Annotated in this window: 21 protein-coding genes; 7 read left to right on the top strand and 14 right to left on the bottom strand. The window is 64.9% G+C overall.

The genetic code is table 11. From position 1 onward, the window contains the following. The first annotated feature begins 208 nt into the window (after positions 1 to 208). Entirely contained in the window at positions 209 to 523 is a 315-nt protein-coding gene (locus AC1DN0_RS36160) for a hypothetical protein (protein ID WP_441632210.1), read from the top strand. Between the two features lie 170 nt (positions 524 to 693). Here the strand turns inward: AC1DN0_RS36160 and AC1DN0_RS36155 are convergent, their stop codons facing one another. The 3 genes from AC1DN0_RS36155 to AC1DN0_RS36145 form a co-directional block, all read right to left on the bottom strand. Next, on the bottom strand, positions 694 to 1,254 hold the full coding sequence (locus AC1DN0_RS36155; RefSeq protein WP_441632208.1) for an NADPH-dependent FMN reductase: 561 nt from the start codon (positions 1,252 to 1,254) through the stop codon (positions 694 to 696). Between the two features lie 139 nt (positions 1,255 to 1,393). Then, positions 1,394 to 2,470: an enoyl-CoA hydratase/isomerase family protein gene (locus AC1DN0_RS36150; protein WP_441632206.1), complete on the bottom strand. Its 1,077-nt coding sequence runs from the start codon at positions 2,468 to 2,470 to the stop codon at positions 1,394 to 1,396. A gap of 111 nt (positions 2,471 to 2,581) precedes the next feature. Further along, complete coding sequence (locus tag AC1DN0_RS36145) at positions 2,582 to 4,000, bottom strand: methyl-accepting chemotaxis protein (protein ID WP_477146415.1); 1,419 nt, start codon at positions 3,998 to 4,000, stop codon at positions 2,582 to 2,584. 242 nt (positions 4,001 to 4,242) lie between these two features. On the opposite strand from AC1DN0_RS36145, the gene AC1DN0_RS36140 reads away from it, so the two are divergent. Continuing rightward, positions 4,243 to 5,148: a sterol desaturase family protein gene (locus AC1DN0_RS36140; RefSeq protein ID WP_441632203.1), complete on the top strand. Its 906-nt coding sequence runs from the start codon at positions 4,243 to 4,245 to the stop codon at positions 5,146 to 5,148. Positions 5,149 to 5,223: 75 nt separating this feature from the next. On the opposite strand, the gene typA is transcribed toward AC1DN0_RS36140, so the two are convergent. Continuing rightward, the gene (gene typA / locus AC1DN0_RS36135; protein ID WP_035867884.1) at positions 5,224 to 7,044 is read right to left on the bottom strand and encodes a translational GTPase TypA; all 1,821 of its coding nucleotides are present in this window, start codon (positions 7,042 to 7,044) and stop codon (positions 5,224 to 5,226) included. 224 nt (positions 7,045 to 7,268) lie between these two features. Here typA and AC1DN0_RS36130 point away from each other — a divergent pair, with 224 nt between their 5' ends. The 4 genes from AC1DN0_RS36130 to AC1DN0_RS36115 all read left to right on the top strand — a co-directional run bounded on the left by AC1DN0_RS36130 (position 7,269) and on the right by AC1DN0_RS36115 (position 12,285). Beyond that, complete coding sequence (locus tag AC1DN0_RS36130) at positions 7,269 to 7,748, top strand: MarR family winged helix-turn-helix transcriptional regulator (RefSeq protein ID WP_035867882.1); 480 nt, start codon at positions 7,269 to 7,271, stop codon at positions 7,746 to 7,748. Positions 7,749 to 7,848: 100 nt separating this feature from the next. Next, a complete protein-coding gene (locus AC1DN0_RS36125; RefSeq protein WP_477146414.1) occupies positions 7,849 to 9,354 on the top strand; it encodes an efflux transporter outer membrane subunit in 1,506 nt (501 codons plus the stop codon). A 73-nt stretch (positions 9,355 to 9,427) separates the two neighbouring features. Then, complete coding sequence (locus AC1DN0_RS36120) at positions 9,428 to 10,678, top strand: HlyD family secretion protein (RefSeq protein ID WP_441632198.1); 1,251 nt, start codon at positions 9,428 to 9,430, stop codon at positions 10,676 to 10,678. 2 nt (positions 10,679 to 10,680) lie between these two features. After that, entirely contained in the window at positions 10,681 to 12,285 is a 1,605-nt protein-coding gene (locus AC1DN0_RS36115) for a DHA2 family efflux MFS transporter permease subunit (protein WP_441632196.1), read from the top strand. Positions 12,286 to 12,393: 108 nt separating this feature from the next. Here AC1DN0_RS36115 and AC1DN0_RS36110 read toward each other — a convergent pair whose 3' ends face one another. The 9 genes from AC1DN0_RS36110 to AC1DN0_RS36070 form a co-directional block, all read right to left on the bottom strand. Continuing rightward, positions 12,394 to 12,774: a GreA/GreB family elongation factor gene (locus AC1DN0_RS36110; RefSeq protein ID WP_441632194.1), complete on the bottom strand. Its 381-nt coding sequence runs from the start codon at positions 12,772 to 12,774 to the stop codon at positions 12,394 to 12,396. Between the two features lie 416 nt (positions 12,775 to 13,190). Further along, positions 13,191 to 14,138 carry a tRNA pseudouridine(55) synthase TruB gene (gene truB / locus AC1DN0_RS36105; protein WP_477146413.1) on the bottom strand — a complete coding sequence of 316 codons (948 nt, stop codon included), beginning with the start codon at positions 14,136 to 14,138 and terminating at the stop codon, positions 13,191 to 13,193. 101 nt (positions 14,139 to 14,239) lie between these two features. After that, on the bottom strand, positions 14,240 to 14,608 hold the full coding sequence (gene rbfA, locus AC1DN0_RS36100; protein WP_035867871.1) for a 30S ribosome-binding factor RbfA: 369 nt from the start codon (positions 14,606 to 14,608) through the stop codon (positions 14,240 to 14,242). A 62-nt stretch (positions 14,609 to 14,670) separates the two neighbouring features. Beyond that, positions 14,671 to 17,571 carry a translation initiation factor IF-2 gene (infB, locus tag AC1DN0_RS36095; protein WP_477146412.1) on the bottom strand — a complete coding sequence of 967 codons (2,901 nt, stop codon included), beginning with the start codon at positions 17,569 to 17,571 and terminating at the stop codon, positions 14,671 to 14,673. A 94-nt stretch (positions 17,572 to 17,665) separates the two neighbouring features. Beyond that, positions 17,666 to 19,141, bottom strand: coding sequence for a transcription termination factor NusA (gene nusA / locus AC1DN0_RS36090; RefSeq protein ID WP_477102916.1), 1,476 nt, complete (start codon positions 19,139 to 19,141; stop codon positions 17,666 to 17,668). Beyond that, positions 19,138 to 19,626: a ribosome maturation factor RimP gene (gene rimP, locus AC1DN0_RS36085; RefSeq protein ID WP_441632187.1), complete on the bottom strand. Its 489-nt coding sequence runs from the start codon at positions 19,624 to 19,626 to the stop codon at positions 19,138 to 19,140. Before rimP ends, nusA begins: the two co-directional genes overlap by 4 nt. A gap of 332 nt (positions 19,627 to 19,958) precedes the next feature. Continuing rightward, complete coding sequence (locus AC1DN0_RS36080; RefSeq protein WP_477146411.1) at positions 19,959 to 21,533, bottom strand: S4 domain-containing protein; 1,575 nt, start codon at positions 21,531 to 21,533, stop codon at positions 19,959 to 19,961. 5 nt (positions 21,534 to 21,538) lie between these two features. After that, on the bottom strand, positions 21,539 to 22,591 hold the full coding sequence (gene scpB / locus AC1DN0_RS36075) for an SMC-Scp complex subunit ScpB (protein ID WP_441632183.1): 1,053 nt from the start codon (positions 22,589 to 22,591) through the stop codon (positions 21,539 to 21,541). 586 nt (positions 22,592 to 23,177) lie between these two features. Beyond that, positions 23,178 to 23,936, bottom strand: a complete 759-nt coding sequence (locus tag AC1DN0_RS36070; protein ID WP_441632181.1) for a sulfite exporter TauE/SafE family protein — start codon at positions 23,934 to 23,936, stop codon at positions 23,178 to 23,180. Between the two features lie 286 nt (positions 23,937 to 24,222). Between AC1DN0_RS36070 and fnr the strand changes: the two genes are divergently transcribed. Continuing rightward, positions 24,223 to 24,948, top strand: a complete 726-nt coding sequence (fnr, locus tag AC1DN0_RS36065) for a fumarate/nitrate reduction transcriptional regulator Fnr (protein WP_035867856.1) — start codon at positions 24,223 to 24,225, stop codon at positions 24,946 to 24,948. Between the two features lie 161 nt (positions 24,949 to 25,109). On the opposite strand, the gene AC1DN0_RS36060 is transcribed toward fnr, so the two are convergent. Next, entirely contained in the window at positions 25,110 to 25,355 is a 246-nt protein-coding gene (locus AC1DN0_RS36060; protein ID WP_441632179.1) for a hypothetical protein, read from the bottom strand. Positions 25,356 to 25,482: the final 127 nt, after the last annotated feature.

Below are 25,482 nucleotides of genomic sequence, written 5' to 3'. Positions count from 1 at the left end.
CGCCCAGCTGCAAAGCATCAACGTGAACACGCTCAACAACGTCGGCGTGATCGGCTCCGGCTTCGGCCCGCTGAGCATCGACGTCAACCCGTCGCAATGGGCCGCCACCCACGCCAAGGTCTGAACGAAATGCGCCAGGCTCCGTGGAATCCCCTGCGGTTTCCACGGCCGTTGCGCATGCAAAGGCAGTGCCTCGGAGGTAAAACCCGTGGCCTATACTGATCTGGATGGGCTTGCCGCATCACCCGCACCCACCCGGCGAGCGCTGGACAACCCGGCCCTCGCCATCAAGCAGGAGGAAGTCATGGCCGTCATCGTCATCAAGGATTTGCCAGACAGCGTGGATCTCGACAAGGAAGCCATGGTGGCAATCACAGGCGGCGCGAGAGTTCGCGCYGGGCATGCATGGACGCCGCGCAAGGCAGGGGGAGGCATGCGCGTCATCAGCTATCCGGGGGGCTTTCCAGGCCAGCCGCTGGCAGGTACGCAGGAGCGGCCGGCCACGGACATCAAGCGCAAGTAAGCAGAATCAGAAGCGCAAGGCAGCGATATTCTGCCCTCCGCGCCCGCTGCCCTGTCGGCAGCGGGCGTCAGTGCTTTTTGGGGGGGGGGTTGACGTTGATTCCTGTTGCTTGACGTCAAAGACTTCAAAGTCAGGGGCCTGAAGTCAACGACGGTCCCCCTCTGCCAGTATCAGCGCGGTGCGTTGCGCTCGATCCAGGCTTCGAAGGTCGTCAGGTATTTGCCCAGGAAGCCGCGAGTGGATTCGTTGGCGATGCCGCCTTGTTCGTCGAACAGTTTATCGACACCGCTGATATAGGCTTCCGGCTGCTGCAGCACGGGGATATTGAGGAAGACGAGCGACTGGCGCAGGTGGTGATTGGCGCCGAAACCGCCGACGGCGCCCGGCGACGCGCTGATCACACCGCCCGGCTTGCCGTCCCAGGCACTCTTGCCATAGGGGCGGGAGCCGACGTCGATGGCATTCTTGAGTGCCGCCGGCACCGAGCGGTTGTATTCCGGCGTCACGAACAGCACGGCATCGGCACGGCGGATGCGATCACGAAAGACCACCCACGGCGCGGGCGGGCTGGCGTCTTCGTCCTGGTTGTACAGCGGGAGCTGCCCGATCTCGATGATCTCGAGCTTGATGCCTGCCGGCGCCATCGCGGCCAGCGCCAGCGCGAGCTTGCGGGTGAAGGAGTCCTTGCGCAGGCTGCCTACCAGTACGGCTACGTCACGGGGAGTACTCATCGCGATTCCTTTCTCGTTCACTGCACCATGGGTGGCAGGACACAACCGTCCCGGTCGGCACAGACAGCGTGCTGCGCGCAGCGGCAGGTCCAGACGACACTCTAATCCATTTGCGGGAAAGGAACCGCCCGGCACGTGCCTACAGCGACGCGAGGGGATGTCCGCCGTGCGCCCAGGGACTGTCGAAGAAGGCGCGCACGCGTTCGCGGCTTACCTCATCCAGGCGCGCCGGCTGCCACTTGGGCGCATGGTCCTTGTCGACCGCCAGTGCACGAATGCCCTCGACGCCATCGCCTTGACGGAACACGTAGTACATCATGTCCAGCTCCATGCGCAGTTCGTCTTCCAGCGACATGGTGCGGGCGCGGCGGATTTGCTCCAGCGTGACATTCAGCATCAGCGGCGAGCGTGCGCGCAGCATGGCGGCTGTCTGCGCGGCCCAGTCGGAGCCGGCATCGCTGACGGCAGCCAGGATGTCGATCACCGAGGCAGCGGCGAACAGACGGTCGATATCATCCTGCAGCGCGGCCAACTGGCTTTCCCCCGGCGGGCAGGCTGCACGGTGCGCGGCGGTGGCCTCGTCGATGCATGCCAGCACGGCGTCGCCATTGGCGAAGTCGCGGGCACGCAGGGTGTCCACCAGCTCGGCCATCGCATTGCCCGGCAGGTAGGCATCGGCCAGGCCGGCATGCAGTGCGTCGGCGGCATGGATCATGGCGCCGGTCAGGCCCAGGTATTCGCCCAGGCGGCCTGGCGTGCGCGACAGGAACCAGCCGCCGCCCACGTCGGGAAACAGGCCGATATTGGTTTCGGGCATGGCCATCTTGGTCCGCTCGGTCACCAGCCGGCGGCGCGCACCTTGCGAGATGCCCATGCCGCCGCCCATCACCACGCCATCCATCAACGCGATATAGGGCTTGGCATACCGATGGATCAGGTGATTGAGCGCGTACTCCTCGACAAAGAACTGGTCGAGCGAAGGATCGCCGGCCTGCGCGGCCTTGTGGAAGAAGCGAATGTCGCCGCCGGCGCAAAAGGCCTTGCCGCCAGCGCCGGCGATGACCACCGCCACCACCTCGGGCGCCACCGCCCAGTCATTGAGCGCCGTGGTAATGGCGCGAATCATCTCCAGCGAAAGCGCGTTGAGCGCCTGGGGCCGGTTCAGCGTCAGGTAGCCGATACCGCCGCGAATCTCGCTTGCGACCAATTCAGTCATGTCTCTTTCTCCGCGAATGCAACCCGCAACTTTACACCAGCCGCGCCGCAGGCCGCACCCGCCGGCACATGGCGCGCGGCGTGCCGCTCAGCGCCGCCGCGCGCCATCCGCTCAGACCACCCGGAACGCCGACATCAGCCCTGTCAGGCGCTGCGCCTGGTCTTCCAGCGATGCCGCGGCGGCGGCTGCCTGCTCGACCAGCGCGGCGTTCTGCTGGGTCATGCCGTCCATCTGCGCCACCGCCTGGTTGACCTGCTCGATCCCGCGCGATTGCTCGTCGGAGGCCGAGCTGATGCCGCCCATGATGCCGCTCACGCGCCGCACCGCATTTACCATCTCCTGCATCACCTGCCCCGCCTGATCCACCATCTCGCCGCCGGCGCGCACCCGGGACACCGAATCGCCGATCAGCGTGCGGATCTCCTTGGAAGCGCCCGCGCAACGTTGCGAAAGATCGCGCACATCACCCGCCACCACCGCGAAGCCGCGCCCGTGCTCGCCGGCTCGCGCAGCCTCCACCGCCGCGTTGAGCGCGAGGATATTAGTCTGGAACGCAATTTTCTCAATCACGTCGATGATGTCCACGATCTTGTTGGCGCTGGCATCAATGGCTTGCATCGTGCTTGCCACCCGCGCCACAGCGTCGCTGCCGCGCTCCGCCAGGCCGGTGGCATCGCTGGCAAGGTCGTTGGCCTCGCGCGCGCTGTCGGCGTTCTGGCGTACCGTGCCCGTGAGCTGCTCCATGCTGGATGCGGTCTCTTCCAGCGACGCGGCTTGCTGCTCGGTGCGCTGCGAGAGATCGCTGTTGCCGCTGGCGATCTGCTTGCTGGCGGCGGCAATCGAGTCCGCGCCACCGCGCACATCGCTCACCATCGCGGCCAGGCTCGCCTGCATGCGGCCGAGCATGGCCAGCATCCGGCCTGTCTCGCTGCGCTCGCCCTCGGCGCTCAAACCCGCGCCATCGGACTTAGCGCCAAGATCGCCGGCCGCGATGCGTTCGAAGCGTGCGATGGCCGCATCGAGGGGACCCACGATGGAGCGGCGCAAGCGCCAGGCCACCACCGTGCTGAAGCACAGCCCGAGCGCCAGCACGCCAATCGAGAGCGAGCGCAACGTGGTGTAGCGCTCCTGCGAACCGTGATAGACCGCCTCCGCGCTGGCGACCTGTAGCCTGCCCAGCTCGGTGTTGACGGCGGTAAAAGCGATATCGAGCTTGGGAATGGTTTCCAGCACGGCACGCATCACGGCCTCGCGGTCCCCTTGATGCAGCGCTGCGATCATCGGTGAGACGCCTTGCGTGAACAACGCTTCACGCCTGGCGGCAACTTCCTCGGCGGCCTTGGCTTCCTCGGGCGAACGCGGCAGCGCCAGGTAAGCCTTCCAGGCGGCGTCCGACTGGCGCGCAAAGCCCTCTGCGGTAGCGCTGCACGACATGCCGAGCCAGCCTACGGCACCGACAACCAGCAACAACATATTGGTAACAACAGTCAAAATCCACAATCTAGTACCGATGGTGGTGTTGCGAAACATGAGGGCTCCCCGTTGGAATTAGCGCTGACGCGGCTCTGTTTTCAGCCGCCCTGCTATAACGGCGCCACGCTTGCCGGCTTGACCCCACGCGCATGGATATTCAGTCGTGCAAAATGATCAGGAATGCAAATGTGCGTCACAAGCATTACTGAGTGCATCGGCGTGCGCATTTGGCAACGCCACACGGGCGTATAGAGGGCCGCCTCCAGACAAAACACCCTGAATCGCGCAACATTGCCCGGATGAAACCGTCAACAATCGATCCCGGCCTGATCCTGCTGGCGTTCGCGCCGGCCTTCCTGCTGACCATCGGCGCGGAGGCGTGGTACTGGGCGCGGCGCGATCCCGCCGTCTACAGCTTGCGCGATACCGTTTCCAACGCGGCGCTGGCGCTGATGCATCAGGCGTCGGATGCCTTTTTCCTCTGGCTGATGGTGCGCACGGTCTACACCTGGAGCTACCAGCACGGGTTGAAGGCGATGCCGCAAACCCTGTGGTCGTTTCTTCTGCTGCTGCTATTGCAGGACTTTCTCTATTACTGGTTTCATCGCGCCAGCCATCGGGTGCGCTGGATGTGGGCCTCGCACGTCACCCATCATTCCTCCGAGGGCATGAATTTCTCGACGGCCTTCCGGCAGAGCCTGACTTATCCGCTTTCGGGAATGTGGCTCTTCTGGATTCCGCTGGCGCTGATCGGCTTCACGCCCGACTGGGTGATCCTGGCGGTGGGGCTGAACCTCGCATTCCAGTTCTTTGTGCATACGCGGCTGGGCGGCCGCTGGCACCGGCTTGAATGGCTGGTCAATACGCCCTCGGTCCACCGTGTGCACCATGCCAGGAACCCGCAGTACATCGACCGCAACTATGCGGGCGTGCTGACCGTGTGGGACCGGATGTTCGGATCCTTCGTGCCTGAGCAAGCGCCGCCCGAGTACGGCATAACCCGAGGCATTGCCAGCCATAACCCGCTCACCCTCACCTTCCACGAATGGCGCGACATGTTCGCCGACGCATGGCGCCACCGGGATCCGCGCCATCTCTGGAAGCCGCCGGAGTGGCGCAATCCGCGCGAAGCGGCCGCCAAGCTGGCGCCGCCCGGCGCGGCGTTTGGAGCGGATCGCAGCCAGAATGCCCGACAGCCCCGATAACCCCGAAAAACGGGCAACAAAAAACCGCGCACAAGGCGCGGTTTTTTGTTGGCAAGACTGCCCGAGGCGAAACGCTTACGCGGTTTCGCGCGAAGCACGCTTACGCTCGTGCTCCTTCAGGTGACGCTTGCGCAGGCGGATGCTCTTCGGCGTGATCTCGACCAGCTCGTCGTCGGCGATGAATTCCACCGCGTATTCCAGCGACATCTGGATCGGCGGCACCAGGCGCACGGCTTCGTCGGTACCCGAGGCGCGCACGTTGGTCAGCTGCTTGCCCTTGATCGGGTTCACGACCAGGTCATTGTCGCGGCTATGGATGCCGATGATCATGCCTTCGTACAGCGCATCGCCCGGCTTGACGAACATGCGGCCGCGGTCCTGCAGCTTCCACAGTGCGTAGGCCACGGCATCGCCGTCGTCCTGCGAGATCAGCACGCCGTTGTGGCGCTCACCCAGGCCGCCTTCGCGCACGGGCGCGTAGTCGTCGAAGATGTGGCTGATCAGGCCGGTGCCGCGCGTCAGCGTCAGGAACTCGCCCTGGAAGCCGATCAGGCCGCGTGCCGGAACGCGGTACTCGAGGCGGGTGCGGCCCTTGCCGTCCGATGCCATGTCGAGCAGTTCGCCCTTGCGGCGGCCCAGTTCTTCCATCACGCTGCCCTGGTGGCCGTCTTCGACGTCCACGGTCAGCAGTTCGTACGGCTCGTGCTTGACGCCGTCAATTTCCTTGAACACCACGCGCGGGCGCGACACGGCCAGCTCGTAGCCTTCGCGGCGCATGTTTTCCAGCAGGATGGTCAGGTGCAGTTCACCGCGGCCCGACACTTCGAAGATGGTGTCGTCGCCGGTTTCGGCCACGCGCAGCGCCACGTTCGACTTCAGTTCGCGGTCCAGGCGCTCGCGCAGCTGGCGGCTGGTCACGAACTTGCCTTCGCGGCCTGCCAGCGGCGAGGTGTTGACGCAGAAGTTCATGGTCAGCGTGGGCTCGTCCACCTTCAGCATCGGCAGCGCGTCCTGCGCGTCCGGTGCGCACACGGTACAACCGATGCCCAGTTCTTCGATGCCGTTGATCAGCACGATGTCGCCGGCTTCGGCTTCCGCCACGATTTCGCGCTCCAGGCCCTGGAACTTCAGCACCTGGTTGATACGACCCTTGATGGGGTTGCCTTCGGGGCCGAACTTGACCACCACGTCTTGCAGCGAGCGAGCGCGGCCACGCGAAATGCGGCCCACGCCGATCTTGCCGACATAGCTGTTGTAATCGAGCGAGATGATCTGCAACTGCAGCGGGCCATCCGGGTTGTCGTCACGGACGGGCACCTTGGACAGCACCGTCTCGAACAGCGGCTTCATGTCGCCTTCGCGCACGTCGTCGGTCAGGCCGGCGTAGCCGTTCAGGCCCGAAGCGTAGATCACCGGGAAGTCGAGCTGTTCGTCGGTGGCGCCCAGCTTGTCGAACAGGTCGAAAGTCTGGTTGATCACCCATTCCGGACGCGCGCCCGGACGGTCGACCTTGTTGATGACCACGATCGGCTTCAGGCCCAGCGCCAGCGCCTTGCGCGTGACGAAACGGGTCTGCGGCATCGGGCCTTCAACGGCGTCGACCAGCAGCAGCACGCCGTCGACCATCGACAACACGCGCTCCACTTCACCGCCGAAGTCGGCGTGGCCAGGGGTGTCGACGATATTGATATGGGTGCCGTTGTATTCGACAGCGCAATTCTTCGCGAGGATGGTGATCCCGCGTTCCTTTTCAATGTCGTTCGAATCCATCACGCGCTCGACCACTTGCTGGTTGTCGCGGAAGGTGCCTGCCTGGCGCAGGAGTTGGTCGACCAGAGTGGTCTTGCCATGATCGACGTGAGCGATGATGGCGATATTGCGGATGGCGCGGGTCATTGCAGCGTCTCGCTTTGGGGGCTGAGCATCAAAAGATAACCCGAAATTATAGCATGTTGCGGCGCAAAACCCGAGGCCGACATTCGGACACTTCTTACCCACCCCGCTCGACTGGATTTGGATTATTGCGTCATTAGCAATAACAAATTGCCCTCCTTGCGATTAGCAAATCGTGAACATATAGTTGCCACGACAAACATTGCAGCGACAAGCACCCGAGCGAGATGTCCGAGCAGACCCAATCCACTCCCGATGACACCCACCCCTTCGACCCGGCCGAATATTGCATGGGCGAAAGCGTGGGCTACCTGATGGCGCGCGCCAAGAACGTGTTGTCGCACGAGGTGGAGCAGGAGGTGACCGGCCTGGACATCACGCATGCCCAGGCAACCTGCCTGATGATGCTGGCCGCTGGCCGTGGCAGCACGGTGACCGACCTGGGCCGGGAACTCAACACGGACATGGGTTCTGTCACGCGCCTGCTCAGCCGCATGGAGAAACGCGGCCTGATCGAGCGCCAGCGCAGCGATGCCGACCGGCGCGTGGTCGACCTGTCGATCACGCCCGCCGGCCGGATCCTGGTGGACGAGTTGCCCCGGATCTACTGCCGCGTGCTGAACCGGCATTTCAAGGGCTTTTCCGATACCGAGTTGCAGACCTTCCGCTCGATGCTGCACCGGATCATCAGCAACAACAGCGGCTAGCCGGCGTAACAGACGCGCCTTTGCCAAGCCTCCCGGCCGCCGCCGCCCCGACCTCTCGAATAAAAGAACAAACAACAAGGCTCTGTCGTTCCGCACCCAGATGAATCAAGCTCTCTTCTCTCTCGCCCTGTCGCCGCGCGCAAGCGCGGCGGGCCGCCGGGCCGGCACGCTGGCGCTGACGGCGCTCGCGGCCGCGGTTCTTGCGGGTTGCGCCGCGTTCGGCAATTCGCACAGCACGCAGACGGTCACCGCCCCTGGCGCTCTTGCCAGCGCCCAGTCCCTGCCCTCGCAGCACGGCCAATGGCCCTCGCTCGACTGGATCGACCAGTTCAAGGATGCGCAGTTGCGCGGCCTGGTCGACGAGGCGGTGAAGGACAGCCCTAACCTGCAAGCCGCTTTCGCCCGCGTGGAAGCCTCGCGCGCGATCGCCGACGCCACCCGCAGCGCCCTGTATCCACAGGTCGACCTCCAAGGCAGCCTGGTACGCCAGCGCTTTTCCGAGACAGACCTGTTTGAAGGCACGCCGCTGGCCGGTTCGTGGCAAAACCAGACACGCCTGCAAGCCGGCCTGTCGTACGACTTCGATTTCTGGGGCAAGAATCGCGCGGCGCTCGAAGCCGCGCTGTCCGACGATCGCGCCATTGAGGCCGAAAGCCAGGCCTCGCGCCTGATCCTGACCACATCCGTGGCCCGCACCTATGCGCGCCTTGCCGCCTTGTACGCGCAACGCGACGTGGCCGAGCGCGCTATCGCCCAGCGGCGCGGCCTGACCCAGTTGTCGAGCGAGCGTCTCAGYRCCGGGCTGGATACCCAGGTGGAAACCACCCAGGCACGCGGCACGGTGGCTTCGGCGCAAACCGACCTGCTGCGCGTGGACGAAGACATCACGCTGGCGCGCAACCAGCTCGCCGCCCTGTTGGGCAAGGGCCCGGACCGCGGCCTGGCGATCCAGCGCCCGACCATCCTGGCGCAAGACACACCGCAACTGCCGGACAACCTCACCATCGACTTGCTGGGCCGCCGCCCCGACCTGGTTGCAGCCCGCTGGCGCGTCGAGGCCAGTAGCAAGGATATCGAGGTGGCGCGCGCGGAATTCCTGCCCGCCGTCAGCCTGACCGCCTTCGCCGGCGTCGCCTCGCTGGACCCCGCCAACCTGCTGATGAGTATCAGCCGCACCTTCGGCATCGGCCCGGCCATCCGCCTGCCGATTTTCCAGGGTGGCAAGCTGCGCGCCAACCTGAAGGGCAAGTACGCGCAATACGACCTCGCCGCGGCAAACTACAACCAGACGCTGGTCGACGCGCTGCGCGAAACCGCCGATACGGTCGCCAGCATCCGCAGCGTGGACACGCAGATCACGGCCCAGCGCGAAGCACTGGCCCTGGCCGAGCGGGCTTACTCGCTGGCCACCATCCGCTACAAGGCCGGACTGGGCACGCAGCTCACCGTGCTCAATGCCGAAAGCAATGTGCTGCAGCAGCGCCGCCTTGCCACCGACCTGCAGGCGCGCCGCCTGGATCTGCAAGTGGGCCTGATGAAAGCGCTCGGCGGGGGCTACCAGGAACAAGCCGAAGGCACGCCAAAGCCGGCCGAGGCACGCGGCTAAGCCCGCCCTCGCAGCGCAGGCACAGACAACAAGAACAGACCAACGGTACCGACAGCATTCTTCAAAGACGATCATGAGCGATAACAAGCAAGCGGCCCAGACTCCCGCCTCCCAGGCGGCCCCCGTCAACAACAACGGCAAGCGCAAGCGCCTGCTGCTTTCCCTGACCGCCGCGGTAGTGGTGGCCGGCGTGGGCTACGGCGTTTACTGGGGCCTGTACGCGCGCCATTTCGAAAGCACCGACGACGCCTATGTGGCGGGTAATGTCGTGCAGGTTACGCCGCTGGTGGGCGGCACCGTGATCTCGATCGCGGCCGACGACACGCAACTGGTCACTGCCGGTCAGCCCTTGATCCAGCTCGACCGCGCCGACTCGCAGGTCGCCCTGGAACAAGCCGAAGCGCAGCTGGCGCAAGCCGTGCGCGAGGTCCGCACCCTCTACGTCAACAACGGTTCGCTGGCAGCCAACGTGGCGATGCGCGAGGCCGATGTGGCCAAGGCGAAGGAAGATCTCAGGCGGCGCATGGCCATCGCCAACTCCGGCGCGGTGTCGGGTGAAGAAATTTCGCACGCCCAGACGGCGCTGACGGCAGCCCAGTCGGCGCTGTCGGCAACACGCGAGCAACTGGCGTCCAACAAGGTGCTGACCGACCAGACCACGGTGGAGAAGCATCCCAATGTGCAGCGTGCCGCGGCCAACCTGCGTGCCGCCTACCTCGCGTTCGCGCGCTCGACCCTGCCGGCGCCGGTGACGGGCTACGTGGCCAAGCGTTCGGTGCAGGTGGGCCAGCGCGTGGCACCGGGCGCGCCGCTGATGGCCGTGGTGCCGCTGGACCAGGTGTGGATCGACGCCAACTTCAAGGAAGTGCAGATCACGCATATGCGTGTTGGCCAGCCGGTCACGCTGGAGGCCGACCTGTACGGATCCAAGGTGACTTACAACGGCAAGGTAGAGGGTTTCTCGGCCGGTACCGGCTCGGCCTTCTCGCTGCTGCCGGCGCAGAATGCCACCGGCAACTGGATCAAGGTGGTCCAGCGCCTGCCGGTGCGTATCGCGCTGGATCCGAAGCAGCTGAAGGACCACCCGCTGCGTGTCGGCCTGTCGATGAACGTGACCGTCGACGTGCGCAAGGAGGAAGGCGCTGCGATGTCCAGCACCACGGTCGCCCGGCCGATGCAGACCGACGTCTATGAAAAGGTCGCGCAGGACGCCGACGCGCTGATCGCCCGCATCATCTCGCTGAACAATGGCGGCCGCCATGCGGCCGAACCCATGGCAGCGCCGGTTGCAGCCCCCGCCTCGGCCAAGCCCGCCAACACCTGAACATGGCCACCTCCATCCCCGCGCGCGACGGCGCCGCTCCCGGCGCCCCCGCGCCGGCTGCGCGCCCTGCCGCGCCAGTACCGCTCTCGGGCGGCAAACTGATCATCGGCACCATCGCGCTGTCGCTGGCCACGTTCATGAACGTGCTCGACTCGTCCATCGCCAACGTGTCGATTCCGGCGATTTCGGGCGACCTCGGCGTGGCGCCCAACCAGGGCACCTGGGTCATCACCTCGTTCGCGGTGGCCAACGCGATCTCGGTGCCGCTCACAGGCTGGCTGACAACGCGCTTCGGGGCGGTACGGCTGTTCATCACCTCGATCCTGCTGTTCGTGCTCTCGTCGTGGCTGTGCGGCGTCGCGCCCAACCTGGAAGTCCTGCTGGCGGCGCGCGTGCTGCAAGGCGCCGTGGCCGGGCCCATGATCCCGCTGTCGCAATCGCTGCTGCTATCGAGCTATCCACCGCAGAAGAGCACCATGGCGCTGGCGCTATGGGGCATGACCACCCTGGTGGCGCCGATCATGGGGCCGCTGCTGGGCGGCTGGATCTCAGACAACATGACCTGGCCGTGGATCTTCTACATCAACATCCCGGTGGGCCTTGGCGCTGCCTATGCCACCTGGGCGATCTACCGCGATCGCGAAACGCCCGTCAAGATCCTGCCGATCGACCGGATCGGGCTGGCGCTGCTGGTGATCTGGGTGGGGTCGATGCAGCTCATGCTCGACAAGGGCAAGGAGCTGGACTGGTTCCACTCGACCTCGATCGTGGTGCTGACCGTGGTGGCCATTGTCGGATTTCTGTTCTTCCTCATCTGGGAGAGCTATGAAAAGCATCCGATCGTGGATATCACGCTGTTCAAGGGCCGCAATTTCAGCGCGGGCGTGGTCGCCATCTCGGTCGCGTACGGACTGTTCTTCGGCAACCTGGTGATCCTGCCGCTGTGGCTGCAAACCATCGTCGGCTATACCGCGACCAATGCCGGCATCGTGATGGCGCCGGTCGGGATCTTCGCTATCCTGCTGTCCCCGGTGATCGGGAAGAACCTGCCCAGGATGGATGCCCGCTGGGTCGCCACCGTGGCCTTCATCACCTTTGGCGTGGTCAGCCTCATGCGTTCGGGCTTCACCCTGCAGGTCGATACCCGCTCGCTGATGATCCCGACGCTGATCCAGGGTGCGGCGATGGCGATGTTCTTTATCCCGCTGACCTCGATCATCCTGTCCGGCCAGCCGCCGGAGAAGATCCCGTCGGCCTCGGGCGTCTCCAACTTCGTGCGGATCACCTTCGGCGCGATCGGCGCTTCGATCTCGACCACAATCTGGGAGAACCGCACGGCGATGCATCACGCGCAGCTGGTGGAACAGGTCAACCCTTACAACCCGGCATACGCCGACCAGTTGAATCACCTGACGCAGTTGGGCATGAGCCAGGCCCAGGCCATTGGTCAGATCGAGCGCAGCATTTCGCAGCAGGCGGCCATGCTCGGCGCCAACGACATCTTCTGGATCTCGGGCGTGCTGTTCTTCGTGCTGATTGTTTTCGTCTGGCTGACCAAGCCGAAAAAGGGAGGCGAACTTGACGCCTCCGCCGCCGGGGCGCACTAAGCCAAGCGAGTGCTTCGCGCCCCCGGGCCAGGCCGGTGCCCTCACAGGCATCGGCCTCCCCCCCAATCGCCAATCGCCGGCGTACCTGCTCGACCCTCCCCTACCGGTTCAAGCCGGCAGGATTTCCTGCACCACGAATTCGACTGACTGCGCACCATCGGCGACGGGCAGGCGAACATGCCATCCAGTTGGCGTCCCTAGCAACGCCATGCCGGCGGGCGACAGGACAGACAGCTGTCCGCGCCGGAAGTCCGCCACATCGGGGTAGACGATGCGCCAGACAAAGTGCTCGCGGTGCTGCGCCTCAATGCAGAGAAAAGGTGCATTCAGCGTGACCACCTCGCGCGGCCGGTTGGCGGAGGCGCCGACCACGGCACGTCCGATGACTTCGCGGATGGACTTGCGCTGGAGCGCCGCCGTCCGTTGATCGGCGGCGAGCGCATTCAGGCGTTCGATATCGCAGGGGGTGAGGAAAACTGTCTTTCGCATGCCGACTCCCGGTGTCAACGCGCGCGACGTGGTCGCGCGTGTGGCATTTGGCTTCTGGGGGGAGCGAGGTTCGGCCCGGTGCGCTGCGCTTCGACGCGCCTTGCAGGCGGATCAGGCAGCGTACCGGGCGGCAGCGAGCGAGGCGGCTGTTGCCGCGCGTAAGAGCAGGAAGAGGCGGTTCACGAAGGCTCTGCAGTCGTGCCGCGTGTGCCCGGACGCAGGATGCGCCGGGTTGCGCGACAGATATTTTATATTTAAACAAATATCCGCCACAAAGGAAAGGCATCGCGCCAACCCTGCGCGCTTTCGCCGCGGCTCTCGTGATGTGAAGCGGCCTTTTTGCGCGATGCAACACGTTGGTAGCACCAAAGTCAGGCCGATGCGCCATTCGGAGCAGGGTCGGGCGCCCGCCTCCCTTATAGCTTGACCAGCCGCTCGGGACGGAGCGCCCCTTCGCGCATGCGTGCCACGCCCAACAGGCGTTGCGGTGCATCGCCATAGACGCGGGCAAGCTCGTCCTCCGCCAGCGCGGTGCCGGCAGGCAGGTCGCGCTGCGCAATACGCTGCYCCTGCAGGAAGCGTCCCATCGCCGCCGCATCGAGCGTCACCGGAACGCAGCGCTGCAACAAGGCATCGACCGGAGCCAGCAACGCCGGGCGTTCGTCATCGCCGTGCTGTTCGATCTGTTCCAGCGTGACCGCGCCGGCCAGGCTCAGGTCGCCAACCGCGGTGCGGCGCAAGCCGGTCAGGTGCGCGCCACAGCCCAGCGCCTCGCCGATATCTTCGGCCAGGGTGCGGATATAGGTGCCCTTGCTGCAAGTCACGCGCATGCTGAAGGTGGGTGCCAGCGGCAAGCCGCACTCCAGCAGCGTGATTTCGCGAATGGTGACGCGGCGCGCCGCGCGCTCCACTGTCTGGCCCGCGCGCGCGTACTCGTACAACGGGCGCCCGTCTTTCTTCAGCGCGGAATGCATCGGCGGCACCTGCTCGATTTCTCCCGCAAAGCGCGTCATGGCTTCTCGCAGTGCCTCCATGTCACACGTCACCGGGCGTTCCACAATCGCCTCGCCTTCGGCATCGCCGGTGGCGGTCTTGATGCCCAGGCGCACGACCGCCTCGTAGGTCTTGTCGGCCTCAAGCAGGTCCTGCGAAAACTTGGTCGCCTCGCCGAAGCACAACGGCAACAGCCCGGTGGCAAGCGGGTCGAGCGTGCCGGTATGGCCGGCCTTGAGCGCGCGCAGCAGGCGCTTGGCACGCACCAGCGCATCGTTGGACGACAGGCCGAGCGGCTTGTCGAGCAGCAGTACACCATGCACCTCGCGGCGGGGCTGCCGGGGCGGGCGGTTGTTTTGGGGATCGGTCATGACGGGAGCAATGTGGCGCCGGCGGGATTCCGAGCCCGGCGCGACAAACGGAAACAAGACAAGCGGGAACAAGAAAACGGCCCGTAATCACGGGCCGTCTTTCAGTCTTCTTTTGCGCGAGTGGAGTTCGCTTCTTTAATCAGCTTGGACATCTCGATCGCCTGTTCCACCGAGGTATCGTGGAAAAAGCGCAGCGTCGGCACCGTATGGATATGCAGCCGCTTGTAGAGCAGCGAATGCAGGTAGCCGGACTTTTCGTTGAGGATGCCTTCCACTTCCGCGGCGTCGGCCGCCAGCACAGTGAAGTACACCTTGGCGTGCGCGTAGTCGGGGGTCAGCGTGACCGACTGCAGTGTGACGAGCCCCAGGCGGGGATCGCGCAGCTCACGCTGGATCATCTCGGCCAGGTCGCGCTGGATCTGGTCGGAAATCCGGAGATTACGGGAGGAGATACTGCCTTTCTTGGCCATTCAATACGCTTCTGTCGAGAAGGGCAGCGGCGGGCCAGTTGGCCCGCCGCCCGCAACACGCCTTACAGCGTGCGCGCCACCTCGGTGATTTCATACACTTCGAGCTGGTCGCCTTCCTGAACGTCGTTGAAGTTCTTGATCGACAAACCGCACTCGAAGCCTTGCTTGACTTCCTTGACGTCGTCCTTGAAGCGCTTGAGCGAATCGAGCTCGCCGGTATGGATGACCACGTTGTTACGCAGCACCCGCACCAGGGCGGTACGCTTGACCATGCCATCGGTGACCATACAGCCAGCCACCGCACCGATCTTCGGCACACGGAATACCTGGCGCACCTCGACCGTACCCAGCGTGACTTCGCGCTTTTCCGGAGCCAGCATGCCCGACATTGCCGCCTTGATCTCGTCTACCGCATCGTAAATGATGTTGTAGTAGCGGATATCGATGCCGTTGTTCTCGGCCAGCTTGCGCGCGCCAGCATCGGCACGCACGTTGAAGCCGATGATGACCGCCTTCGAGGCCGTGGCCAGGTTGACGTCCGACTCCGAGATGCCGCCCACGCCACCGTGCACGATCTGCACGCGCACTTCTTCGGTCGACAGCTTCTGCAGCGATTGCACCAGCGCTTCCTGCGAACCTTGAACGTCGGCCTTGACGATCAACGGCAGCGTCTGCACTTCGCCTTCGCTCATCTGCTCCAGCATGGTTTCGAGCTTGGCCGCCTGCTGCTTGGCCAGCTTGACGTCGCGGTACTTGCCTTGGCGGAACAGCGCGATTTCGCGCGCCTTGCGCTCGTCCGGCAGGACCAGGACTTCTTCACCGGCGGCCGGCACTTCGGACAGGCCCTGGATCTCGACCGGAATCGAGGGACCCGCTTCCTTGGTCGGCTTGCCGGTTTCGTCCAGCATGGCACGGACACGGCCGTATGCRCTGCCAGCCAGCACCACGTCGCCACGCTTGAGCGTGCCGCTGGTGACCAGAATGGTCGCGATCGGGCCCTTGCCCTTGTCCAGCTGGGCTTCCACCACCAGGCCCTTGGCCGGGGCATCCACCGGAGCGCGCAGTTCCAGCACTTCGGCCTGCAGCAGCACTTGCTCCAGCAGATCGTCGATGCCCGCGCCGGTCTTGGCGGATACCGGAACGAACGGCGAATCACCGCCGTACTCTTCCGGCAGCACCTGCTCGGCCACCAGTTCCTGCTTGACGCGGTCCGGGTTGGCTTCAGGCTTGTCGATCTTGTTGATCGCCACAACGATGGGCACGCCCGCCGCCTTGGCGTGGGCGATAGCTTCCTTCGTCTGCGGCATCACGCCGTCGTCGGCCGCCACCACCAGGATCACGATGTCGGTTGCCTTGGCGCCACGGGCACGCATGGCCGTGAAGGCCTCGTGACCCGGGGTGTCCAGGAAGGTGATCACGCCGCGTTCGGTTTCCACATGGTAGGCACCGATGTGCTGCGTAATACCGCCGGCTTCGCCCGCCGCCACCTTGGCACGACGGATGTAGTCCAGCAGCGAGGTCTTGCCGTGGTCGACGTGRCCCATSAYGGTCACSACCGGMGGACGCGGCAGCTGCTCGGCGTCGGTGTGGTCTTCGCCACCCRCCACCAGCAGCGCTTCCGGATCGTCCAGCTTGGCGGCAAACGCCTTGTGGCCCATTTCTTCCACCACGATCATGGCGGTTTCCTGGTCCAGCACCTGGTTGATGGTCACCATCTGGCCGAGCTTCATCATCTGCTTGATGACCTCGGATGCCTTGACGGCCATCTTGTGGGCGAGATCCGCCACCGAGATGGTTTCCGGCACGTGCACTTCGCGCACCACCGGTTCCGTCGGCGCCTGGAAATTGGTGCCGCGATCATCCTGCTGGTGACGGTTGCCACGACCGCGCGGACCGCCGCGCCAGCCGCCAACGCCACCCGACGAATCGCCGCGAGTCTTCAGGCCGCTGCCCTTCTTCTTCGAGCCTTCGTCCTGCCAGGTCGAGGACGTACCAGCCTTCACTACCTTGCCGGTCTTCTTGTCGACGGTGGTGGTGGCGGTGGTCGTCGTCGTTGCGGGCTTCTTGTCGTCTTTCTTGACTTCGGTGCCCGGTGCCTTGACCGGCTTGTGCAGGGTACCGGTCTGCTCGGCCTTTTTCTCTTCGGCCTTGCGTTCCGACGGCGCCTTGAGCACGCGCGCCGGCGCATTCAGCATCTGCTGAATGGCTCGCGCCTCGGCTTCGGCGGCCTCGCGGCGCTTGCGCGCTGCGTCCTGCTCTGCACGCGCCTTGTCGGCAGCCTGCTTGGCATCGTCGGCGGCCTTCTGCGCGGCAGCGCGCTCGGCGGCCAGACGGACCTTTTCGTCCTCGGCCTTCTTGCGCGAGTCGTCGTCTTCCGGCGCCTTGGCGGTAGCGGCGGCGCGCAGGGCAGCGGCTTCCTCTTCCGCCTTGCGGGCGGCGAGCTCAGCCTGGCGGCGTTCTTCCGCCTCCAGTGCTTCCTGCTTGGCACGGCGCTCGGCTTCCTCGCGTTCAGCCGCCTCCTGGCGTGCCTTCGACTCGGCTTCCTGGCGTGCCAGCAACTCGGCCTGCTGACGATCTTCCTCTTCCTGGCGCGCCTGCTCGGCCGCATCGACCTGCAGGTCGGCCACGTCGTGGCCATCGGCGCCCTCGGGCGAAGCCTCGTCGCGCTTGATCAGGACGCGCTTCTTGCGCACCTCGACCTGCACCGTGCGAGTCTTGCCGGTGGAATCAGCCTGGCGGATCTCGGAAGTCTCACGCTTGGTCAGCGTGATCTTCTTGCGCGCGCTGTCATCGGCCGCCCCGTGCGAACGCTTGAGGTAATCCAGCAACTTGGTCTTGTCGGATTCGGTGATGATGTCGTCAGGCGTCACCTTGCCCACCCCAGCTGCCTGCAATTGTTCCAGCAGGGCAGCTGCGCTGCGGCTCAGTTCTGCGGCCAGTTGGGCAACTGTTGTGCTTGCCATTCAAACCCTTTCAATGCTCGGTTTATACGTCGGGACAGTCGTGTGCGGAATGCGCGCTCAGGTAGCCTGAAAAAGCGTTACGTGAGCGTGTCCCTCAGTTAAACCAATGTTCCCGTGCTTTCATGATCAGCGCGCGGGCGTCTTCCTCGCCGAGACCAACCATGTCGACAAGTTCGTCGACGGCCAGCTCGGCCAGTTCGTCACGCGTGTGGATATTGCCTTCAGCCAGCTTGCCGATCAGTTCCGGGGTCAGGCCGTCGAGCGAACGCAGATCCTGCGACACCTCTTCCACCTTTTCTTCCCGGGCCAGTTCCATCGTCAAGAGCGCATCGCGTGCGCGGTTGCGCAGCTCGTTGACGGTATCTTCATCGAAGGCGTCAATCTCCAACATCTCGCTGATGGGCACATAGGCCACTTCTTCCAGCGTGGAGAAACCTTCGTCGATCAAGATGTCAGCCACTTCTTCGTCCACGTCCAGCTTGGCCATGAACAACTTGCGCACCACGTCGCTTTCCTCGGCCTGCTTCTGCGCCGATTCTTCCTGCGTCATGATGTTGATCTGCCAGCCGGTCAGCTCGGACGCCAGGCGTACGTTCTGACCGCTGCGGCCGATGGCGACAGCGAGGTTTTCCTCGTCCACCACCACGTCCATGCTGTGCTTTTCCTCGTCGACAACAATCGACTGTACCTGTGCCGGCGCCAGCGCGCCAATCACGAACTGCGCTGGGTCTTCCGACCACAGCACGATGTCGACCGCTTCGCCGCCGATTTCGTTACGGACCGCGGTCACCCGCGTGCCGCGCACGCCAACGCACGTCCCGATCGGGTCGATGCGCTTGTCATGCGCCACCACGGCGATCTTGGCGCGTACGCCAGGGTCACGGGCAGCCGCCTTGATCTCCAGCAGGCCCTGCTCCATCTCCGGCACTTCATTCTCGAAGAGCTTGATCAGGAACTCGGGCGCGGTACGCGACAGCTCGATTTGCGGGCCGCGTGCGGTGCGATCCACATTCAGGATATAAGCGCGCACACGGTCGCCGGTGCGCAGATTTTCCTTCGGAATGATCTGGTCGCGGGCCAGCAGCGCTTCCACGCGGCCGGACTCGACGATCAGGCCCTTCTTGTCGGCACGCTTGACCGTACCGGTCATGACCTTTTCGCCACGATCGAGGTAATCGTTGAGGATCTGCTCGCGCTCGGCGTCGCGGATCTTCTGCAGGATCACCTGCTTGGCGGCTTGCGCACCGATACGGCCGAACTCGACCGATTCGATCTGCTCTTCGATGAAGTCATCCAGCTCGATGTCCGCATTCTGCTCGCGTGCCTCGAACATGAGGATCTGCTTGTCCGGCTCCTGCAGGCCCTGTTCATCGGGGACCACAAGCCAGCGACGAAACGTCTCGTGCTCACCGGACTCGCGATCGATGGCGACGCGAATGTCCACGTCTTCCTCGAAGCGCTTCTTGGTTGCCGAAGCGAGTGCCGCTTCCAGCGCACCGAATACCACATCCTTGTCGACGTTCTTCTCACGCGCAAGCGCATCGACGAGCAACAGAACTTCGCGGCTCATTGCTTGTTCCCTTTTTTCTGATTTCCTTTGAAGTCGATCACCGGCACCAGGCGTGCGCGATCGACATCGGATATGGCGAATTCCAGCAGTGCCGTGCCATTCTGGCCTTCGAACTCGAGGCCGACCTGCTCCGCCCCCGGCTCGCCGGTGGGCGTCTGCAGGATGCCGACGAAATTCTTCTGGCCATTGATCGGCAGGCGCAGCGTGACCCTGGCTTCCTGACCCGCGAAGCGGACGTAGTCAGCCAGTTTCTTCAGCGGCCGGTCCAGCCCCGGCGAGGACACTTCGAGGCGCTCGTAGTCGATATTCTCGACGGTCAGCACGTGGGTAAGCTGGCGGCTTACCTTCTCGCAGTCCTCAATGACGATGCCGGTTTCAGGCTGATCGATATAGACGCGCATGAGTCCGCCCGGAGCGCGCTCGAGCTCAACCAGCTCGTACCCCATGCCGTTAAGGGTGGTTTCGATCAAATCTGCCAGATGCACTGTATTCCCGAATAATGGCCATCAATACCGTGGCAGACCCAGCCCACCGGCACGGCCGCCTTTGTTGGCGGCTTGCAGCCTGCTTGCCTGCCAGCCATCCCGACCGGCGCGCCGTGAAACACGGCAAGCACACGAAACGGGCGAAGCAAAAAAAAATGGGCGCAATGCCCATCATTCGCCCACCCTTTTACAGGATGACTTTTGAATAGACTTGGATTATACGCTGTCGCGATGCAAAAGGCAAAGGCACCAGGACTTGGCTTGCCAGGGGCGCGGCCCGGGCCGCGCTTTTCCTTGCGTGGCCGGCCCCGCGCGCACTGCCTTCCCTCGCTTTAGCGATTGCCGTCGCGGCCACCGCCGCCGCGAGGACGGCGATTGCCACTGGGCTTGCCAGCCTGCGGCATCACATTGCCGTTGGCTTCACCACCGCCGCGACGCTGGGAACGGCCTTGGCCGCCACCCATGCCACCCATGCCACCCATACCGCCCATACCACCCATCGGGCCCATGGGTCCGTTCGTGCCTCGGCTGCCCCGGCCACCGCCGCGCCCCGGACCACCAGGACCACGCGGGGAACCCGCCGCGCCACCGCCAAACTTCGTGGTATGCGAGGTGAGCAGCGTCGGGCCGCCGATATAACCCATCGAGGTCTGCATCGGATCTGGCTGACCCCGGCCTGCGCCACTACCGCGCGGGCCATTGTTCCTGTTGACGCGCGGCAGGCCATCCATGCCGGTCGGCATCGGCATGCCGGCAATGGCTGCCTCGGTGCGCTGCTGGCGACCACCCACCTTGGTGCCACCTCTGGGGCCGCCATCACCCTTGCCGGGCGCCTTCAGGCCGATGGACGCCATCAGCGCGCGCACGTCATCCGCGGCGAGTTCCTGCCAGCGGCCGCGCTTAAGGCCGCGGGGCAGCAGGAACTGACCGTACCGGGTGCGAATCAGGCGGTAAAGCAGCACGCGCGGCGGCTTGGTCGACACACGGCGATGGATCAGCTTGCCGTTGACGCGGACCTGATCGGCCGGCAGGATGCGTTGTCCAATATGGGCCGGCAGGCCATTGACAGAAACGCGCCCCTGCAGGATCAGCTCCTCCATCTCGCGGCGCGAACCCAGGCCGCCCTCGGCGAGCACTTTGTGCAGCTTGGGCGCATCGTCATCGGCCGAGAGCTCGCGCACCGGCTTTACCTTGGCACGCACACCGCTGGTATCTTCCTGGTCGTACTGGCCGGAGATGACGAAACGAAACAGGTCTTCGCCACCTGCGGCTGCAGCCGCGGGGGCCTTCTCGGGCACGCCCGGAGCCTGGCGCTGCGTGCCGCCCCTGCCTTTGTTTCCTTTGCTTGCCTGGCGCGGGCCACCCTGCTGCCCCTCGGCACTGCCGCGCCTGGCCGCGCCCTGCGGCTGCTGGCCTTGCTGCGGCTTGCGCTTGCGCGCGCCGTTGGAGTTGGCGCGGGCACCGTCGCGCTGGCGCTCTCCAGCGGCTTCGCCGCCGGTTTCGCTCGCACCTTCGGCAGTGTCGCCGCCGAACGCGCGGCGGCCTCGCGGCGCCGGGCGTTCGCCCTGCTGCTCGCCGGCCTGCACGGACTCGCCTTCGGCGGGCTTGCGCTTGCCGCGCGTACGCCCCTTTCTCACGCCATCGCCACGCGCGGATTGCGCGTCCGGTGCGGCTCCCGCGTCCGGACCGCCAGCGAAGGCAAGTGCATCGCCTTCCGCGGCACGCCCGCCATCGCGGTCCTGCGTGGCCTGGCGGCGCGTGGCCACCAGATTGCGCAGGCCACGGCGCAGGCCCTTGCGGCGCGGCGCGCCTTCGGCGCCATTGCCGGCATCGCCGGCCGGCGTATCCGCCTGGCGGACGTCTTGATCAACAGAATCGGACAAGGTATTCACATTCGGATGTTGCATGGTGTTCAGTTGGACACGCGCTCGTCGTGCTCGCTGGGGTGCGCCGGATTCGTCTTGGACGCCCCCGGGACTTCGGACTCCTGCTCGCCGGAGGCCACTTGCTCGTGGTAACCGTTGGCGGGTGCTTCCGTTTGCTCATTTGCTTCGCCGTCGTCGACGGCATCCTCCACGGCTGTGCCGTCAAGCCGCGCCCCCATGGGCCCGGCGGACACCAGTTCGCTCTCCGGCCCATCATCCGGCTCGGACACCGCGGGTACTTCAGCCTCGGGCACGGCTTGCGCTTGCACCGAGGCGTCCTTCTTTTCAAATGCTTCCACCAGTTCGGCGATGCCATCCGTGGCACCGGCATCGAGGACACCGGGGACGGAGCGGGTCAATTCGCCAGCATTGGACACATCGGCGACGGCAGCGCCAGCGCCGCCCGCAGGCTCCTCGCCGGCCTCCGCGAACGCTTCTTCGTCGCTTCCGGCCGGCAAAGCGGGCACAGTGCCCAGGGCCTCGAAATCTATGGGCTCCTGGTTCAGCAGCGCGGCTTGCGTCTGCGCCTGGACATCCTCCAGCGGCGGCARCTCATCTAGCGAGCGCAGGCCAAGGTCATCAAGGAAGTTCTTGGTGGTAGCGTACAAGGCCGGCCGGCCCGGTACGTCGCGGTAGCCGATCACCTCGATCCAGCTACGGTCCTCGAGCTTCTTCACGACTTCGGTGCTCACCGCAACACCGCGGATTTCCTCGATATCGCCCCGGGTGACCGGCTGCCGGTAGGCGATGATCGCCAGCGTCTCCATGACCGCGCGGGAATATTTCGGCGGCTTTTCAGGATTCAGCCGGTCCAGGTATTCGCGCATGACGGGGCGGCTCTGAAAGCGCCAGCCGCTGGCCAGCGCCACGAGTTCCACGCCGCGCTGCTCCCAGTCGCGGCGCAACTCTTCCAGCAGCACCCGAATGGTGTCGGCACCGACGTCGTCGGCAAAAAGCCGGCGCAAGTCATTGACGCGCAAGGGTTCCTGCGCACAAATCAGCGCGGTCTCGAGGACGATCTTCGCCTCTTGGGTATTCATGTGATTGCGTGCAGCCTGTCTTTGCACCTGCGCCCCGGACAAACCCGGACGCACTGGAGATTGCGGGTTCAGCGGTTGGAATTGCCACCGCCATCTGACCGCGCAGCCAACCACAATGCTTGATGCATGCAGTCGTGCGCTTTCTTTTTTGCATCGGGTGCCGGACCTGCCCGGCAGGAGATCGCCCGGCCACCGGCTTTACCTGCCGGTCGACGGAGCCCTTGCGTCGCGCCTTCCCCCTGATGTGGCGGACCTGTCCGGCACGACGTCCGTCGCTCCGGGTGCAAGAAAAATACGGATATCGGGCCTGCTTGGCCTATTTCACCCCGCCCTGCCGTGGCTGGTCTTTTGAACCAAATAATCTTTTGAACCGGACGGCGGATTGGGAACGGTCCCTGGCGGTAATACGTGCTGGAGGGTTCCTGGCATGCATCCCCGAGTGCGAATGCTACCTGACGATGCCACGATGAAATACGCTGCGCGATATCGCTGTTCTTGCGATTGTATGGCATTCCCTGGCAAACCTGCAACCGATTCACACAGGCATCTGCCCGACAAAGTGCGTAATGCGCCATGAAGCGGCGTATCAGAAGACCAGACAGAAGCCGTGCGCGGCCAGCGTCTCTGGCAAAAGCAGCGCGCGCGCCACCCCGACGACACCAAAGGCAGCCACTGCCAAACCGGCAAGGGTACGTACCGCCGGGCGGCGCGACCACTGCCTGAGGTAGCCGGACAGGCCCGAGATAACCAACAGGTTTGGCAAAGTGCCCAGTCCGAACACGGCCATCACCAGCGCACCCGAAGGGGCGTTCCCGGCCAGCAGCGCCATCGCCAGGGCGCCATAGACCATGCCGCATGGTACCAGCCCCCAGGCCAGCCCCATGCCGTAGCGGCGCAGCAGCCGCCCCTGTGGCAGGCCCAAGGGCGCCAGGCGCACGCCCACGGCGGCAAGAAAACGGAGCAAACCGCCAGCGCCGCGCGCGGCAAACCGCTCCAGCCAGCCAGCCCCCACGGCGCGCCCACGCAACATCCATAATCCCGACATCACCAGCATCATGCTGCCGATTCCGAACAGCCAGCGCTGCAGCGGCAAGTACTGGGCCTTCCACACACCGGCGCCCAGGGTACCCAGCAAGGCGCCCAACAGCGCATACATGCTCAGCCGCCCGGCATGCATCACCAGGAGTTCGAGCAGCCAGTGGCCTGGCCGGCGCAGGATGGTGGCCGGCACACGGGCCGTGCCGCCTTGCTCGGCCGCAAGCGCAATGCCGCCACACATGGCCGCGCAATGCACACCACCTAGCAAAGCCAGGGTAAAAACGCTGAAGAGCACGCCTACGGTCAACTTCTCCTCCCAATCACATCGCCTGGCGCGGTAAAATGCGCCCTACGCGCCCCCGCGACTCCAAGAGGCGCTATCAACATGAAGCCCAGCGCCCGCGCACATCCGCGCAATCGCAAATCATGACGACGGGCACGGCAGGCGGCGCCACGCAGATGGCAGGCCCCGCCAGACCCGCGCCAGGCTAATGTGGATAGCGCTTCCAACCGACAGCTCTCAACGTCAAGCTTTCAACTCAATGCGCCTGCCACACGCGCTTGAGTGATTGCGCTAAACCGACAGGCCCCAATTGCTAACATCCATTCCCATTACCGAGATGTCGCCCCGCTGCTCCACTTGCTCGCTGGGACAGCTCTGCCTGCCCGTCGGCATGTCGCAGCAGGACCTCGAAAAAATGGATTCGCTGGTGCAGGAGCGCGTGCGCGTACGCAAGGGCGAGACCCTGTACCGCCTCGGCGATCCGCTCACCGCCGTCTATGCGATCCGCTTCGGCACGCTCAAAACCCACCTGACGATGGAAGATGGCCGCTCGCAGATCACGGGCTTCCACCTCCCCGGCGAAGTCGTCGGGCTCGACGGCCTTGGCGAAATGCAGCACGCGTCCGACGCCACCGCCCTTGAGGATACCGAAGTTTGCGTGGTGCGCTTCGGCGACCTCCAGTCGCTGTCCGGTGCGCTCCCGTCGTTGCAACATCAGTTCATGCGGCTGATGAGCAAGGAAATCTCGCAGGACCAGGTGATGCTGATCACGCTGGGCTCGATGCGCGCCGAAGAGCGGCTTGCCGCCTTCCTGATCAACCTTTCGGAGCGCCTTTCCGCGCGCGGCTATTCGGCCTCCGAGTTCGTGCTGCGCATGAGCCGCGAGGAGATCGGCAGCTACCTCGGGCTCAAGCTCGAAACCGTCAGCCGCCTGTTCTCCCGTTTTGCGGAAGCCGGGCTGATCCAGATCCGCCAGCGGCACGTCAAGCTGGTCGACATGACAGGCATCAAGCAGATCATCAACAAGTCCTGCTAGTCCGGCAGGCATCGACCGGCCGCGCGGAGTTTCCCGGCTCCCGCGGCATTGGCAGCCGCCTTGCCTTCCTTGCGTGGTGCCAATACCACGTCGCGCCGGCCTGGTCACGACACTCCTGCTCCGCCGCCCCCTGCCCCGCGGCGCGAAGACGCGCATCGCGCTCACTCCAGTTCGTCTGTCTCCGCCAGCCGCGTGGGCATGGTGTAAAGCGTCAGGCCGCTCGACAACGAACAAAGCACCCACGCGACCAGGAAGCCCACGGTGTAAACCGCCTCCCGCGACGCCTCGACCGGCTGTCCGAAGAAGCGCAGATCGCCGGGATCGACCATCGAAAACACCAGGGCGGTCGTCAGCCCGGCTACCAGGAAGCCGGGCCATAGCACCCACATCAGCCAGCGCAGTCTCATGGTCACCTCGCCTGCGCCGTGGCCGGCTCAGCCTGCCGCCCGATACCCGTCTTCTCGACCACCAACCCGTGCCGCGATACGCCATCGACAACGGGCGGGTCCGGGTGCGTCATGGCCMGCCAGATCG

The organism is Cupriavidus sp. 05N39 (genome assembly GCF_056397325.1).
The sequence above is the reverse complement of the archived record's forward strand: the minus strand, read 5'-3'. Positions and strand labels throughout refer to the sequence as shown.